Source organism: Enterobacter asburiae (genome assembly GCF_007035645.1).
GTDB lineage: Bacteria > Pseudomonadota > Gammaproteobacteria > Enterobacterales > Enterobacteriaceae > Enterobacter > Enterobacter asburiae_B.
The window spans coordinates 4,198,282-4,212,867 of sequence record NZ_AP019632.1; the positions used below are offsets into that span (position 1 = coordinate 4,198,282).

The window sequence follows — 14,586 nt, forward strand, 5'->3', positions numbered from 1 at the left end:
AGGCTCATTATCTACACGGACAACTAAATTAATACAGCGTGCGTAGCGCTTTCCAGTGTTAATTATATCTGCCCCACAATAAAAAAACCGCCGCCTGAAAGGCGGCGGTTTTTTTCAACATTACTTCTTAGCAGCAGCGGCTTTATCGTCAGCCGGTGCGTCTGCTTTCGCATCCGCTTTCGGTGCCGGTTTGATATCAAGCAGCTCTACGTCAAAGACCAGCGTAGAGTTAGCAGGGATACCCGGAACGCCGGTTTTGCCATAGGCCAGATCCGGTGGGATAACCATCTTGATCTTGCCGCCTTTCTTGATGTTTTTCAGGCCTTCAGTCCAGCCAGGGATCACACCATCCAGACGGAAGGAGAGCGGCTCACCGCGGGTGTAAGAGTTATCGAACTCTTTACCGTCGATCAGCGTACCTTTGTAGTTCACAACCACGGTGTCGCTGTCTTTAGGCGCATCGCCGGTGCCTTCTTTCTCAACTTTGTACACCAGGCCAGTAGAAGAGGTTTTCACACCTTTCTCTTTAGCAAAGGTGTCGCGGTAGGCTTTGCCTTTCGCTTCGTTGTCTTTAGCGTCCGCGTCCATCTTGGTCTGCGCGGCACCCTTCACGCGCGCTTCGAACGCCTGCAGAGTCTGTTCAATTTCCTGGTCAGACAGCTTGCTCTTATCTGCAAATGCGTCCTGAACGCCCGCGATCAGCTGAGCTTTATCCAGTTTGATGCCCAGTTTCTCTTGTTCTTTCAGAGAGTTTTCCATGTAGCGACCCAGAGATGCGCCCAGTGCGTAGGCGGATTTCTGGTCGTCATTTTTGAACGCCGCTTTGCTGTCTGCAGTGGCAGCAGGCTTCGCAGCAGTATCAGCAGCGAATGACAGCGGCGCGTTCAGCGCAACAGCCATCGTCGTCGCCAGCAGCGTTACTTTAAACAGTGATTTCATCCATATCTCCAGGGCCTGGGGACTCTCACCCCAGCGTTAAACGTAAATGAGTTACGTACTATAAAACGTTGCGGAAGAAATCTACAGACAGACACTTCCAATTCTCGCCACTTTTCAGACTATTTTTGTTTAAATAAGTTTCCTGCCAAAGGGATGCAGACTGTACTTAAGGATAAACTCAGTTAAACTGCGCCGCCGCAGGGCCATTATGGCGAATCTGAAATAAACGAGGTGAATGATGAAGGATACAGCAATAGAAGCGAGAATGGCTGAGCTGGAAAGCCGCCTGGCTTTTCAGGACATCACCATCGAAGAGCTAAACCAGACCGTGACCGCACATGAGCTCGAAATGGCAAAACTGCGGGATCATATGCGCCTGCTGACGGAAAAGCTGAAGGCTACGCAGCCGTCAAACATTGCCTCTCAGTCAGAAGAGACGCCACCCCCTCATTATTGAGGCGTAAAAAAAGCGGGATTATCCCGCTTTTTTTGTGCCCGGTGGCGCGAAGCTTACCGGGCCTACATACCAAATACCCTATGGATTTCGAGTCGCAGGAAGGCGGCAAGCTTGAAAATCCCCAGGAGCATAGATAACTATGTGACCGGGGTTTGAAAGCGCAGCCAACGCACCTGCGGCTTGAAAGACGACGGGTATTAGTGGCAACCGCAGCCGCCGTTACCGCAACCACCTTTACCGTGGTCGTGACCATGGTCGTGATCGTGGCCGTGACCACCGCAGCAGCCGTCGTGGCCGTGATCGTGGTCATGGTCGTGACCATGCGCACCGTGAACGTGGCCATGAGCCAGCTCTTCTTCGGTCGCTTCACGGATCGCAACAACTTCTACGTTGAACTTCAGGTTCTGGCCAGCCAGCATGTGGTTACCGTCAACCACGACGTGGTCATCTTCCACTTCGGTGATTTCAACAGGAACCGGGCCCTGGTCAGTTTCAGCCAGGAAGCGCATGCCAACCTGCAGTTCGTCAACGCCCATGAACACGTCTTTAGGAACGCGCTGAACCAGGTTGTCGTCATACTGACCGTAAGCGTCGTTCGCGCCTACAGCAACGTCAAATTTGTCGCCAACTTCATGACCTTCCAGCGCGTTTTCCAGGCCGGAAATCAGGGAACCGTGACCATGCAGGTAGTCAAGCGGCGCACTCACCGGAGACTCATCAACCAACACACCGTCTTCTGTACGTACCTGATAGGCCAGGCTGACCACCAGGTCTTTTGCTACTTTCATGATATCTCCTGAGCGTGGGAAAATTGCTGGCGCAGATTGTAGCGGAAATCTGCACCCGTGTACCCTTTAGCTTAAAAAAACTCAGGGCATATCGCTAGTCCGGATGAAAAATCCCGATAACTTGCTCTTCTTTGCGAACGTGATCGCGGGCCTCTTTATCGGCCTCACGCATCTGGTGACCGCACTTAACACACTCAACAACATCAACATTATTTTCCCGCCACATCGCCAGGGTATCTTGCGCCTGACAGGTCGGGCATTTTGCACCCGCGATAAAGCGTTTACGTACAGCCATCTTTCGTTACCCTTTATTCAAATTCATCCCAGCCATCAAGCTGGCGTCGTTCCTGTTGCATCTCTCGCTGGAAGATCTCCTCCAGCTCGCGACGCGCTTCCCGCACGCGGGAGATCTGCGCCGTATCGGTATGTACCGGCATAAGCTCGCGCAGCATCCGCATATCCAGCCGGCGGAAGTGCATCTGGGCGCGCTGCGCCTGATGCGGATGCATGCCGAGCGAGATCAGCGCCTTGCGGCCCAGCTCCAGCGCACTGGAGAACGTCTCACGGGAGAAGTGTTTCACACCCGCCTGCAACAATTCGTGAGCTTCAACACGTCCCCGCGCACGCGCCAGAATATGCAGATGCGGGAAATGCTGCTGGCACAGATCCACCAGCTTCATCGTATCCTCCGGATCGTTACAGGTAATCACGATGGACTCTGCCGCTTCCGCCCCCGCCGAGCGCAGCAGCTCAAGCTGGGTCGCGTCGCCGTAGTAAACCTTATAGCCATATTTACGCATCAGGTTGACCGCGCTGATATCCCGCTCCAGTACCGTAATGCGCATTTTGTTCGCCATCAGCAGGCGTCCAATCACCTGTCCAAAACGGCCAAAGCCCACCACAATCACCTGCGGCTTATCGTCTTCCACCCACGGCGCTTCGTCTTCATCGTCATTTGGGTTCAGGCGGCGCGACAGCAGTTTATCCACCAGCTTCATCAGCAGCGGCGTGGTCATCATAGACAGCGTGACCGTCACCAGCAAAAGCGCCATCTGATCGTCTTTAAACAGCTTCTGGGAGGATGCGGTAGAAAACAGCACAAACGCGAACTCGCCTCCCTGGCTTAACACGCTGGCAAACTGCATGCGTTCCGAACTGCGCAGCCCGTAGATACGTGACATGACGTACAGCACCAGCATCTTCACCGCCACCAGGATGGCGACGCTCACGACCACCCACAGCAGATGGGTATAGAGCACACCGAGGTTGAGCGCCATCCCCACCGAAATAAAGAACAGGCCTAACAGCAGCCCTTTGAAGGGATCGATGGCAATTTCCAGCTCGTGCCGATACTCGCTCTCCGCCAGCAGCACCCCGGCGATAAAGGTCCCGAGCGCCATCGACAGACCAAGCGCGTCCATAAACAACGCCGATCCCAGCACCAGCAGCAGCGTCGCGGCGGTAAACACCTCGCGAACGCCCGACGCGGCAATAAAGCGGAACACGGGACGTAGCAGGAAACGACCGCCAATCAGCATGCCCGCGAAGGCCAGCACCTTCATGGCGATTTTAGCCCAGTCGAAGTGATCGTCCCCGGACCCCGCCAGCAGCGGCACCAGCGCCAGCGCCGGGATCACCGCCAAATCCTGGAACAGCAGCACCGAAAAGCCCAGCTGACCGGCTTCGTTGCGATTCATCCCTTTATCGCGCATCAGCTGCAGCGCCATCGCCGTCGACGACATTGCAAGGCCTATCCCGCCAATCACCGCCGCCTGCCATGAAAAGTGGGTCAGCATTAACAGGCCGCCCAGGATCGCGGCGCTGAATAACACCTGCGCGGCGCCCACGCCAAAGATAGAGCGTCGGAGCTGCCACAATTTCGAAGGATTCAGCTCCAGGCCGATGATGAACATCAGGAACACCACGCCCAGCTCGGAGAAATGGAGGATCTCATCGACATCGCTGATGAATCCCAGCCCCCATGGCCCAATCGCGATCCCCGCCAGCAGATACCCCAGCACCGCACCGATACCAATACGGGCTGCAAGCGGCACCGCGACGACGGCCGCAAATAAAAACAGCACCCCGGCGAGGAGTAAATTCGATCCTTCCATTAACGACCTCCTGCCGGAATAGGTGACGCCAGCCATTCACCGTAGGCTCTGGCGTGGCTTGCCAGCTCTTTCGGATCCTGACGCCGCGCCCAGTAGACAATAATCGGGCTCATCCAGTGCATACGGCACATCGCCGCCGTCAGCTCGAATGGCCTGAGGATATCGCTCATCGGATAGCGGTTCAGCCCGTCGTGGCGGTAAGCGCTTTCGGGTTCACCGGTCGTAATCACACTACGCCAGTACTTTCCCGCCAGCTGGTTGCCCCCCACCCCGCTGGAGAAGCCCCGGCTCAGCACGCGGTCCAGCCACTCTTTCAGCAGCGCCGGACAGCTGTAGGTATAAAGCGGATGCTGGAACACAATCACGTCATGCTGACGCAGCAGCTCCTGCTCGTAAGGGATATCAATAAAGAAATCAGGATAGTGCGCGTAGAGATCGTGCACCGTTACGTTACTAAGCTGTGTGGCCGGCTTAAGCAGCACCCGGTTTGCCACCGAGTCCTGAGATTCCGGATGGGCATACAGCAGCAGCACTTTTGCTGTCTGAGACATCATTCCCCTCCAGGTCTTGTTTCTGTTTTTGTGTATCGTCGCTGTTTTGGGCTACCATGGCGGCCCGGTGCGGAAAATGGCCCACACCTTACATTATCATAATGACAAATTAACATAGTCGGAACATACGGCGCTTCTATGATTGTTTTCTCCTCGTTACAAATTCGTCGCGGCGTGCGCGTCCTGCTGGATAACGCCACTGCTACCATCAACCCGGGCCAAAAAGTGGGTCTGGTCGGCAAAAACGGCTGCGGTAAATCCACCCTGCTGGCGCTGCTGAAAAACGAGATTAGCGCGGATGGCGGTAACTTTACCTTCCCGGGAAACTGGCAGCTCGCCTGGGTAAACCAAGAGACGCCTGCGCTGAGCGAACCGGCACTCGACTATGTTATCGACGGCGACCGTGAATACCGTAAGCTCGAAGCGGAACTTCATTCTGCTAACGAGCGCAACGACGGTCACGCCATCGCCACCGTTCACGGCAAGCTGGACGCCATCGACGCGTGGACCATTCGCTCCCGCGCCTCCAGCCTGCTGCACGGCCTGGGCTTCAGCAACGAACAGCTGGAACGCCCGGTCAGCGACTTCTCCGGCGGCTGGCGTATGCGCCTCAACCTGGCGCAGGCGCTGATCTGCCGCTCTGACCTGCTGTTGCTCGACGAACCGACCAACCACCTCGATCTCGATGCGGTTATTTGGCTGGAGAAGTGGCTCAAGAGCTATCAGGGCACTCTGATTCTGATCTCCCACGACCGCGACTTCCTTGACCCGGTGGTGGATAAAATTATTCATATCGAACAGCAAACGATGTTCGAGTACACCGGCAACTACAGCTCCTTCGAGCGCCAGCGCGCGACGCGTCTCGCCCAGCAGCAGTCCATGTACGAAAGCCAGCAGCAGCGCGTGGCGCATCTGCAGAGCTTCGTGGATCGCTTTAAGGCCAAAGCCTCAAAAGCCAAGCAGGCCCAGAGCCGCATCAAGATGCTGGAACGCATGGAGATGATCGCCCCGGCGCACGTGGATAACCCGTTCCACTTCAGCTTCCGCGAGCCGGAAAGCCTGCCTAACCCGCTGCTGAAAATGGAAAAAGTCAGCGCTGGCTATGCCGACCGCATTATTCTCGACTCCATCAAGCTCAACCTGGTGCCGGGTTCCCGCATTGGCCTGCTGGGGCGTAACGGCGCCGGTAAATCGACGCTGATCAAACTGCTGGCGGGCGAGCTTAACCCGGTCAGCGGCGAAATCGGCCTGGCGAAGGGCATCAAACTGGGTTACTTCGCCCAGCATCAGCTGGAATTTTTACGCGCGGATGAATCGCCGATTCAGCACCTCGCGCGTCTTGCGCCGCAGGAGATGGAGCAGAAGCTGCGCGACTATCTCGGCGGCTTCGGCTTCCAGGGCGATAAGGTGACTGAAAACACCGAGCGCTTCTCCGGCGGCGAAAAGGCCCGTCTGGTGCTGGCGCTGATCGTCTGGCAGCGCCCGAACCTGCTGCTGCTCGATGAACCGACCAACCACCTGGATCTCGACATGCGTCAGGCGCTGACCGAAGCGCTGATTGAGTTCGAAGGCGCGCTGGTGGTGGTTTCGCACGACCGTCACCTGATCCGCTCCACCACGGACGATCTCTATTTAGTGCACGGCGGCAAAGTCGAACCGTTCGACGGCGATCTGGAAGACTATCAGCAGTGGCTGACGGACGTGCAGAAGCAGGAAAACCAGCCGGAAGAGTCAGCGAAAGACAACGCCAACAGCGCGCAGGCGCGTAAAGATCAGAAGCGCCGTGAAGCGGAGCTGCGCACCCAGACGCAGCCCCTGCGTAAAGAGATTACCCGTCTCGAAAAAGAGATGGAAAAACTCAACGCCACGCTGGCTATCGTTGAAGAGAAGCTCGGCGATAGCGGCCTGTATGACCAAAGCCGCAAGGCTGAGCTGACCGACTGCCTGCAAACCCAGGCGAAGACCAAATCCAGTCTCGAAGAGTGCGAGATGGCGTGGCTCGACGCGCAGGAACAGCTGGAAGCGATGCTGCAGGCTGACTGACTTATTTACCCCGTTTGAAGAGCAGAATCCGTACCGGGTTCGGAAATCCAGCTTAAACGGGGTACAATTCGGAAAGTATCGTAAATTTCCGACAAGAATCAGCATCGCGCTTATGACCCAAATCATTCCATCAGACTTCGACATTGCGGCCGAAGACAGCACTGAGTTCGTGCCTATGCGCGGCGTGGCCAATCCGCATTTGCAGACCATGCTGCCGCGACTGATCCGCCGCAAGGTTCAGTTCACCCCGCACTGGCAACGGCTTGACCTGCCAGACGGTGATTTTCTGGATCTCGCCTGGAGCGAAGCGCCTGAACAGGCTCGCCATAAGCCGCGTCTGGTGGTTTTCCACGGTCTGGAAGGCAGCCTGCACAGCCCGTATGCGCATGGGCTAATTGAGGCGGCAAAAGCGCGCGGCTGGCTCGGCGTGGTGATGCATTTTCGCGGCTGCAGCGGTGAACCGAATCGTCAGAAACGCATTTATCACTCGGGTGAAACCGAAGACGGGACGTGGTTTTTACACTGGCTGCGGGAAAATTATGGCACCGTGCCAACGGCCGCCGTGGGCTACTCGCTGGGCGGGAATATGCTGGCCTGTCTGCTGGCCAAAGAGGGTGAAAGCGTACCGCTGGATGCCGCCGTCATTGTCTCCGCGCCGTTTATGCTCGAGCAGTGCAGCTACCACATGGATAAAGGCTTTTCCCGCGTCTACCAGCGCTACCTGCTCAACCTGCTGAAGGCCAACGCGGCGCGTAAGCTGAAGGCCTACCCGGATACCCTGCCGGTAAGCCTGCGCCAGCTGAAAAAGGTGCGTCGTATCCGCGAGTTCGACGACCTGATCACCGCGAAAATCCACGGCTTCGCCGATGCGATTGACTATTATCGTCAGTGCAGCGCCATGCCGCTGCTCAGCAAGATCACGCAGCCGACGCTGATTATTCATGCCAAAGATGACCCGTTTATGGATCATCACTCGATCCCCGCTCAGGAATTCCTGCCCGACAACGTTCACTATCAGTTGACCGAGCACGGCGGCCACGTCGGCTTTATCGGCGGCACGCTGCGTCGCCCGAAAATGTGGCTTGAGGCGCGTATTCCTGACTGGCTGACCCCTTATCTGGACGGTGCAAAATGATTATTCCCTGGCAGGATCTGGCTCCCGAAACGCTCGATAATCTGATTGAAAGCTTTGTATTACGCGAAGGCACCGATTATGGTGAACAGGAACGCTCGCTTGAGCAAAAGGTCAACGATGTTAAGCGCCAGCTGAAAAGCGGCGACGTGGTGCTGGTGTGGTCAGAACTGCATGAGACGGTCAATATCATGCCCCGCAACGCGTTTCACGGCTGATCTTCCATCCTTTTCAGTCAGGGAGTTGCTATGTCTGCCAGACATCCGGTTATTGCCGTTACGGGGTCGAGTGGTGCGGGAACCACCACCACCAGCCTCGCATTTCGCAAGATTTTCGCCCAGCTGAATCTCCGTGCGGCGGAGGTCGAAGGCGACAGCTTTCACCGCTACACGCGCCCGGAGATGGACATGGCCATTCGTAAGGCGCGCGATTCGGGTAAACACATCAGCTACTTCGGCCCGGAGGCCAATGACTTCGGCCTGCTGGAACAAACCTTTATAGAGTACGGTAAGAGCGGCAAAGGGCAGTCCCGCAAGTATCTGCACACCTATGATGAAGCCGTACCCTGGAATCAGGTGCCGGGAACCTTTACCCCGTGGCAGCCGCTGCCGGAACCCACCGACGTCCTGTTTTACGAAGGATTGCACGGCGGCGTGGTCACCCCTCAACACGACGTGGCGCGCCACGTGGATCTGCTGGTCGGCGTGGTCCCTATCGTTAACCTGGAGTGGATCCAGAAGCTGACGCGCGACATGAGCGAGCGCGGCCATTCGCGAGAGGCGGTGATGGACTCCGTGGTGCGCTCCATGGAGGATTACATTAACTTCCTGACGCCGCAGTTCTCCCGCACCCATATCAACTTCCAGCGCGTGCCGACGGTGGACACCTCCAACCCGTTTGCCGCTAAAAGCATCCCGTCGCTGGATGAGAGCTTTGTGGTGATCCATTTCCGCAATCTCGAAGGCATTGATTACCCCTGGCTGCTGGCAATGCTGCAGGGCTCGTTTATTTCGCACATGAATACGTTAGTCGTGCCGGGCGGGAAAATGGGGCTGGCGATGGAGCTCATCATGACGCCGCTGGTGGAGCGACTGATGGAAGGGAAGCAGATCGCGTGAGCATGTTCCCTCTCCCTGTGGGAGAGGGTTAGGGTGAGGGCATCAACACGCACGATGCCCCATCAATCACGCCTCGATCACTTCATACGAATGCGTGATTTTTACCGCTTTCTCCAGCATTAACGCCACAGAGCAGTACTTCTCCGCAGACAGGTCCACCGCACGCGAGACCGCCGCGTCTTTTAGTTCTTTACCGGTGACCACAAAGTGCAGGTTAATATGGGTGAACAGACGTGGCGCCTCTTCGCGACGCTCTGACGTGAGTTTAACCTCACAATCCGTCACGTCATGACGTCCTTTTTGCAGAATCGACACCACATCAATTGCGCTGCATCCGCCTGCCGCCATCAGCACCATTTCCATTGGGCTGGGTGCTTTATCGCCGGAGTTACCGTCCATCAAAATCTGGTGTCCTGACGCGGACTCGCCCAGGAACGTTAAACCTTCAACCCATTTCACGCGCGCTTGCATATTCATTAACTCCAACGTTGCATTTTTGGTGACAGATTACGCGTGCGTTACATTTATCGCAATGGAAGGCGACCTGCATCATGCTGAAGCGAGACACCAGGAGACACGCGGCGAAAGCTATGCTAAAACACTCAGGATGCTACAGTAATACATTGACGTTACACGTGTATGCAGAGGACATCAAACTTTACTGGCTGCGAAACGTTACGGTAGCCGACTTCCCAGGGTATGGGTAAGAATTCGATTGCAACCCCAGAGTCCGGATGCATCTGATGACTCTGGTGACAGCTTATAACAGAGGATAACAGCGCATGGTGCTTGGCAAACCGCAAACAGACCCGACTCTCGAATGGTTCTTGTCTCATTGCCACATTCATAAGTACCCATCGAAGAGCACGCTGATTCACCAGGGTGAAAAAGCGGAAACGTTGTATTACATCGTTAAAGGCTCGGTGGCAGTGCTGATCAAAGATGAAGAAGGGAAAGAGATGATCCTTTCTTATCTGAACCAGGGCGATTTCATCGGTGAACTGGGCCTGTTTGAAGAGGGCCAGGAACGTAGCGCCTGGGTTCGAGCAAAGACAGCATGTGAAGTGGCTGAAATTTCTTACAAGAAGTTCCGTCAGCTGATTCAGGTTAACCCTGACATCCTGATGCGTCTTTCTTCCCAGATGGCGCGCCGTCTGCAGGTCACGTCAGAGAAAGTGGGTAACCTCGCCTTCCTGGACGTTACCGGCCGTATCGCACAAACCCTGTTGAACCTGGCGAAACAGCCAGACGCCATGACCCACCCGGACGGCATGCAAATTAAAATTACCCGTCAGGAAATTGGTCAGATCGTCGGCTGCTCCCGTGAAACAGTGGGCCGTATCCTGAAAATGCTGGAAGATCAAAACCTGATCTCCGCCCACGGTAAAACCATCGTGGTCTACGGAACGCGTTAATTCCGCTTAAACGGCGTGCCATCGCAAGGTGTCACGCCGTTTTTGTCTCTACTCCCCATGTGGCGCAGGCTGATCTATCACCCGGAAGTTAACTACGCACTGCGACAAACGCTGGTGTTGTGTCTTCCTGTGGCCATAGGCCTGATCCTCGGACATCTTCAACAAGGCCTGCTGTTTTCCCTCGTGCCCGCCTGCTGCAACATCGCCGGTCTGGACACTCCGCATAAGCGCTTTTTCAAACGCCTGATTATCGGTGGCTGCCTGTTTGCGGGCTGTAGCCTCGCCGTACAACTTCTGCTTGCCCGGGATATCCCGCTGCCGCTGATCCTGACCGTGCTGGCGATGACCCTTGGCGTCACGGCGGAAATCAGTTCGCTGCATGCTCGCCTGCTTCCCGCCTCGCTGATTGCGGCCATTTTCACGCTGAGCCTCGCCGGGAACATGCCGGTATGGGAGCCGCTGCTGATCTACGCCCTGGGGACATTATGGTACGGGCTGTTTAACTGGTTTTGGTTCTGGCTGTGGCGGGAGCAGCCGCTGCGTGAATCCCTGAGCCTGCTCTATGTGCAGCTTGCGGATTACTGCGAAGCCAAATACACCCTGCTCACCCAGCATACCGACCCGGAAAAATCCTTACCGCCGCTGCTGACGCGCCAGCAGAAGGTGGTGGATCTCATAAGCCAGTGCTATCAGCAGCTGCATATGCTCGCCGCCAACAAGAACCACGAATACAAACGGCTGCTGCGCACCTTCCAGGTCGGGCTGGATCTGCAGGAGCACATCTCCGTAAGCCTTCATCACCCGCAGGAGGTGCAAAAGCTGGTCGAGCGCAGCCACGCCGAAGCAGTGATCCGCTGGAACGCACAAACCGTGTCCGCACGTCTGCGCGTGCTGGCCGATGATATTCTCTATCACCGTTACCCGACGCGCTTTAACATGGACAAGCAGCTGGGCGCGCTGGAGAAAATCGCCCGTCAGCATCCCGATAACCCGGTCGGCCAGTTTGCCGCCTGGCACTTCAGCCGCATCGCCCGCGTGTTGCGCACCCAGCGCCCGCTTTATCCCCGCGACCTGATGGCGGATAAGCAAAAACGGCTTCCGTTATTGCCCGCGCTCAAAAGCTATCTTTCTCTTAAATCGTCCGCCCTGCGCAACGCCGCAAGGATTAGCGTTATGCTCAGTACCGCCAGCCTGATGGGCATGGCGCTGCATCTGCCGAAACCGTACTGGATCTTAATGACCGTGCTGTTTGTCACCCAGAACGGCTACGGCGCCACGCGGGTGCGTATTCTGCATCGGGCTGGCGGAACGCTGGCCGGGCTGATCATTGCAGGCGTGACGCTGCACTTCCACGTGCCGGAAGGCTATACCCTGGCAGGGATGCTGGCGATTACGCTGGTGAGCTACCTGATTATCCGCAAAAACTACGGCTGGGCGATGGTGGGCTTTACGGTGACGGCGGTATATACGCTGCAGTTGCTCACGCTCAATGGCGAACAGTTTATTGTCGCCAGACTGATTGATACCCTGATCGGCTGCCTGATTGCCTTTGGCGGCATGGTCTGGCTGTGGCCGCAGTGGCAGAGCGGGCTGCTGAGGCAGAACGCCCACGACGCGCTGGAAGCCGACCAGCAGGCTATTCGCCTGATCCTGAGCAACGACCCGCAGCCCTCCCCGCTGGCCTATCAGCGGATGAAGGTCAACCAGGCGCACAACGCCCTGTTTAACTCGCTCAACCAGGCGATGCAGGAGCCGGGCTTTAACTCGCACTATCTGGCAGACATGAAGCTCTGGGTGACGCACAGCCAGTTTATCGTCGAGCATATTAACGCCATGACCACGCTGGCGCGCGAGCACACGATGCTAACGCCGGATCTGGCGCAGCGCTATTTGCAGTCGTGTGAAATTGCGTTGCAGAGGTGCCAGCAGCGTCTGGAGTATGACGCGCCGGGCGAGTCGGGCGACTCAAATATTCTGGAAGCGCCGGAGACGTTGACCCACGGGCCAATGAGCACCCTGGAGCAGCATTTACAGCGCGTTCTGGGGCATCTGAACACCATGCACACCATTTCGTCGGTGGCATGGCGTCAGCGTCCGCATCACGGCATTTGGTTAACGCGCCGGCTAAAGCGAACCGAGTATTAGCCTTTTACGATCTTCTCGACCGCTGCGGCAAAGCGGGTTAACCCGTCTTCGATGTCTTTGTCTTCTACCACCAGCGACGGCGCAAAGCGCATCACGTCAGGCCCGGCATTAAGCACCATCACCCCTTCGTGCGCGGCGGCGTGCAGGAAGTCGCGCGCCCGGCCTTTGTACTGCGGCTTCAGCTCGGCACCAATCAACAGCCCCATCCCGCGAATTTCGCTGAACACATCGTACTGTTCATCAATCTTTTGCAGGTGTTTTACGAACAGCTCGCGCTTCGCGCTCACGGCGTTCAACACCTCCGGCGTGTTGATAATGTCGAATGCGGCACCCGCCACGGCACTCGCCAGCGGGTTACCGCCGTAGGTGGAACCGTGAGAACCGACGTGGAACGCGGAGGCGATCTCCTGCGTCGTCAGTACCGCACTCACCGGGAAACCGCCGCCGAGCGCTTTGGCGCTGGTCAGGATGTCCGGCGTCACGCCGTAATGCATATAAGCGAACAGATCGCCGGTACGCCCCATCCCGCACTGCACTTCATCAAAGACCAGCAGCGCCTGATGCTCGTCGCACAGCGCGCGCAGCCCTTTCAGGAATTCCGGAGTTGCCGCCGTCACGCCGCCTTCCCCCTGGATCGGCTCGACAACAACGGCGCAGGTATGGTCGTCCATGACCGCTTTCACCGCGTGCAGATCGTTAAACGGCACGTGGACAATGTCGGCCGGTTTCGGGCCAAACCCGTCGGAATACTTCGGCTGGCCGCCAACGGAGACGGTAAAGAAGGAGCGTCCGTGGAAGGCATTGTGGAAGGCGATGATTTTGGTTTTGTACGGGCTGTGGCGCGTTGTCGCGTAGTAGCGCGCCAGCTTAAACGCAGTTTCGTTGGCTTCAGTGCCGGAGTTCATAAACAGCACGCGCTCGGCAAAGGTCGCATCGATGATCTTCCGGCCCAGGCGCAGCGCCGGTTCGTTGGTGAACACGTTGCTGGTATGCCACAGGGTTTCGCCCTGGGTTTTCAGCGCCTCAACCAGCGCGGGATGGCAATGACCCAGCGCCGTGACCGCAATACCGCCCGCGAAATCCACATACTCTTTACCCTGCTGATCCCAGACGCGGCTGCCTTTCCCCTTCACCGGGATAAACTCAGCCGGTGCATAAATCGGCAGGATCACTTCATCAAATGTCGCGCGGGTAATTGCTGGTTGTTCAGTTGCCATGTCATGACCATCCATTTTTATGTCACAGTGATTGTGAAAATATAATCACAAAATATGCATAAAAAATCACAGCAAGGCAACAGATATTCAGCGATTGAGGAAATTTGCCAGCAGCGCGTGCCCCTGCTCGCTGAGGATGCTTTCCGGGTGGAACTGCACGCCTTCGAGGTCCCATTCGCGGTGGCGAATCCCCATGATCTCCTGCGTATCGCTCCAGGCGGTCACCTCAAAGCAGTCGGGCAGTGTAGACGGGTCAATCACCAGGGAATGGTAGCGCGTCACGGTTAACGGGTTATTGAGCCCCGTGAATACCCCGGTGCCGGCGTGGGTGACCGGAGAGGTTTTACCGTGCATCACTTTCGCGGCGCGCACGATGGAGGCACCAAACGCCTGAGCAATCGCCTGATGGCCCAGACAGACGCCCAGGATCGGCAGCTTGCCGGCATAGTGCTGGATAACATCCAGAGAAATACCCGATTCTGACGGCGTACACGGCCCCGGAGAAATCACGATTTTCTGCGGAGCCAGCGTCCCGATATCGGCCAGTCCGATCTCGTCGTTGCGGCGGACAACCACCTCTGCACCCAGTTCACAAAAATACTGGTAAAGGTTCCAGGTGAAGGAATCGTAGTTATCAATCAGCAGAATCATGGCGGCTCCCGAAAAA

At 56.7% G+C, this 14,586-nt stretch carries 15 protein-coding genes; 7 read left to right on the plus strand and 8 right to left on the minus strand.

The window, feature by feature from the left end; genetic code table 11:
* Window positions 1-120: 120 nt before the first annotated feature.
* Window positions 121-939, minus strand: coding sequence for an FKBP-type peptidyl-prolyl cis-trans isomerase (gene fkpA / locus FOY96_RS20190; RefSeq protein WP_023309460.1), 819 nt, complete (start codon window positions 937-939; stop codon window positions 121-123).
* A 238-nt stretch (window positions 940-1,177) separates the two neighbouring features.
* Between fkpA and FOY96_RS20195 the strand changes: the two genes are divergently transcribed.
* Window positions 1,178-1,396, plus strand: coding sequence for a protein SlyX (locus tag FOY96_RS20195; protein ID WP_023309461.1), 219 nt, complete (start codon window positions 1,178-1,180; stop codon window positions 1,394-1,396).
* A 197-nt stretch (window positions 1,397-1,593) separates the two neighbouring features.
* Here the strand turns inward: FOY96_RS20195 and slyD are convergent, their stop codons facing one another.
* The 4 genes from slyD to kefG form a co-directional block, all read right to left on the minus strand.
* The gene (gene slyD / locus FOY96_RS20200; RefSeq protein ID WP_014833521.1) at window positions 1,594-2,184 is read right to left on the minus strand and encodes a peptidylprolyl isomerase; all 591 of its coding nucleotides are present in this window, start codon (window positions 2,182-2,184) and stop codon (window positions 1,594-1,596) included.
* A gap of 94 nt (window positions 2,185-2,278) precedes the next feature.
* Complete coding sequence (locus FOY96_RS20205; RefSeq protein ID WP_033146793.1) at window positions 2,279-2,479, minus strand: YheV family putative zinc ribbon protein; 201 nt, start codon at window positions 2,477-2,479, stop codon at window positions 2,279-2,281.
* A 13-nt stretch (window positions 2,480-2,492) separates the two neighbouring features.
* Window positions 2,493-4,298 (minus strand): glutathione-regulated potassium-efflux system protein KefB, encoded by a 1,806-nt coding sequence (kefB, locus tag FOY96_RS20210; RefSeq protein ID WP_048976248.1) that lies wholly within the window; start codon window positions 4,296-4,298, stop codon window positions 2,493-2,495.
* A complete protein-coding gene (gene kefG, locus FOY96_RS20215) occupies window positions 4,298-4,849 on the minus strand; it encodes a glutathione-regulated potassium-efflux system ancillary protein KefG (RefSeq protein ID WP_014885493.1) in 552 nt (183 codons plus the stop codon). Before kefG ends, kefB begins: the two co-directional genes overlap by 1 nt.
* Window positions 4,850-4,987: 138 nt before the next feature.
* Between kefG and FOY96_RS20220 the strand changes: the two genes are divergently transcribed.
* The 4 genes from FOY96_RS20220 (at window position 4,988) to FOY96_RS20235 (ending at window position 9,142) form a co-directional block, all read left to right on the plus strand.
* Window positions 4,988-6,892, plus strand: coding sequence for an ABC transporter ATP-binding protein (locus FOY96_RS20220; protein ID WP_033146795.1), 1,905 nt, complete (start codon window positions 4,988-4,990; stop codon window positions 6,890-6,892).
* Window positions 6,893-7,004: 112 nt separating this feature from the next.
* Entirely contained in the window at window positions 7,005-8,027 is a 1,023-nt protein-coding gene (locus FOY96_RS20225; RefSeq protein WP_039263094.1) for a hydrolase, read from the plus strand.
* Window positions 8,024-8,242, plus strand: a complete 219-nt coding sequence (locus FOY96_RS20230; RefSeq protein ID WP_008503016.1) for a YheU family protein — start codon at window positions 8,024-8,026, stop codon at window positions 8,240-8,242. Before FOY96_RS20225 ends, FOY96_RS20230 begins: the two co-directional genes overlap by 4 nt.
* Window positions 8,243-8,272: 30 nt before the next feature.
* Window positions 8,273-9,142, plus strand: coding sequence for a phosphoribulokinase (locus tag FOY96_RS20235; RefSeq protein WP_023309465.1), 870 nt, complete (start codon window positions 8,273-8,275; stop codon window positions 9,140-9,142).
* Window positions 9,143-9,208: 66 nt separating this feature from the next.
* Here FOY96_RS20235 and FOY96_RS20240 read toward each other — a convergent pair whose 3' ends face one another.
* Window positions 9,209-9,613: an OsmC family protein gene (locus FOY96_RS20240; RefSeq protein ID WP_008503018.1), complete on the minus strand. Its 405-nt coding sequence runs from the start codon at window positions 9,611-9,613 to the stop codon at window positions 9,209-9,211.
* A 311-nt stretch (window positions 9,614-9,924) separates the two neighbouring features.
* Here FOY96_RS20240 and crp point away from each other — a divergent pair, with 311 nt between their 5' ends.
* A complete protein-coding gene (crp, locus tag FOY96_RS20245) occupies window positions 9,925-10,557 on the plus strand; it encodes a cAMP-activated global transcriptional regulator CRP (RefSeq protein ID WP_000242758.1) in 633 nt (210 codons plus the stop codon).
* 57 nt (window positions 10,558-10,614) lie between these two features.
* Complete coding sequence (locus tag FOY96_RS20250) at window positions 10,615-12,702, plus strand: YccS/YhfK family putative transporter (RefSeq protein WP_143347789.1); 2,088 nt, start codon at window positions 10,615-10,617, stop codon at window positions 12,700-12,702.
* On the opposite strand, the gene argD is transcribed toward FOY96_RS20250, so the two are convergent.
* Window positions 12,699-13,919, minus strand: a complete 1,221-nt coding sequence (gene argD / locus FOY96_RS20255; protein WP_172421409.1) for a bifunctional acetylornithine/succinyldiaminopimelate transaminase — start codon at window positions 13,917-13,919, stop codon at window positions 12,699-12,701. The two genes, FOY96_RS20250 and argD, sit on opposite strands and share 4 nt — an antisense overlap.
* Window positions 13,920-14,006: 87 nt before the next feature.
* The gene (gene pabA / locus FOY96_RS20260) at window positions 14,007-14,570 is read right to left on the minus strand and encodes an aminodeoxychorismate synthase component 2 (protein WP_033146799.1); all 564 of its coding nucleotides are present in this window, start codon (window positions 14,568-14,570) and stop codon (window positions 14,007-14,009) included.
* Between the last annotated feature and the right edge of the window lie 16 nt (window positions 14,571-14,586).

Bases quoted from the DNA above. Each gene is read 5' to 3' on its own strand.
- fkpA (WP_023309460.1), bottom strand. From the start codon at position 939: ATGAAATCACTGTTTAAAGTAACGCTGCTGGCGACGACGATGGCTGTT.
- FOY96_RS20195 (WP_023309461.1), top strand. From the start codon at position 1,178: ATGAAGGATACAGCAATAGAAGCGAGAATGGCTGAGCTGGAAAGCCGC.
- slyD (WP_014833521.1), bottom strand. From the start codon at position 2,184: ATGAAAGTAGCAAAAGACCTGGTGGTCAGCCTGGCCTATCAGGTACGT.
- FOY96_RS20205 (WP_033146793.1), bottom strand. From the start codon at position 2,479: ATGGCTGTACGTAAACGCTTTATCGCGGGTGCAAAATGCCCGACCTGT.
- kefB (WP_048976248.1), bottom strand. From the start codon at position 4,298: ATGGAAGGATCGAATTTACTCCTCGCCGGGGTGCTGTTTTTATTTGCG.
- kefG (WP_014885493.1), bottom strand. From the start codon at position 4,849: ATGTCTCAGACAGCAAAAGTGCTGCTGCTGTATGCCCATCCGGAATCT.
- FOY96_RS20220 (WP_033146795.1), top strand. From the start codon at position 4,988: ATGATTGTTTTCTCCTCGTTACAAATTCGTCGCGGCGTGCGCGTCCTG.
- FOY96_RS20225 (WP_039263094.1), top strand. From the start codon at position 7,005: ATGACCCAAATCATTCCATCAGACTTCGACATTGCGGCCGAAGACAGC.
- FOY96_RS20230 (WP_008503016.1), top strand. From the start codon at position 8,024: ATGATTATTCCCTGGCAGGATCTGGCTCCCGAAACGCTCGATAATCTG.
- FOY96_RS20235 (WP_023309465.1), top strand. From the start codon at position 8,273: ATGTCTGCCAGACATCCGGTTATTGCCGTTACGGGGTCGAGTGGTGCG.
- FOY96_RS20240 (WP_008503018.1), bottom strand. From the start codon at position 9,613: ATGCAAGCGCGCGTGAAATGGGTTGAAGGTTTAACGTTCCTGGGCGAG.
- crp (WP_000242758.1), top strand. From the start codon at position 9,925: ATGGTGCTTGGCAAACCGCAAACAGACCCGACTCTCGAATGGTTCTTG.
- FOY96_RS20250 (WP_143347789.1), top strand. From the start codon at position 10,615: ATGTGGCGCAGGCTGATCTATCACCCGGAAGTTAACTACGCACTGCGA.
- argD (WP_172421409.1), bottom strand. From the start codon at position 13,919: ATGGCAACTGAACAACCAGCAATTACCCGCGCGACATTTGATGAAGTG.
- pabA (WP_033146799.1), bottom strand. From the start codon at position 14,570: ATGATTCTGCTGATTGATAACTACGATTCCTTCACCTGGAACCTTTAC.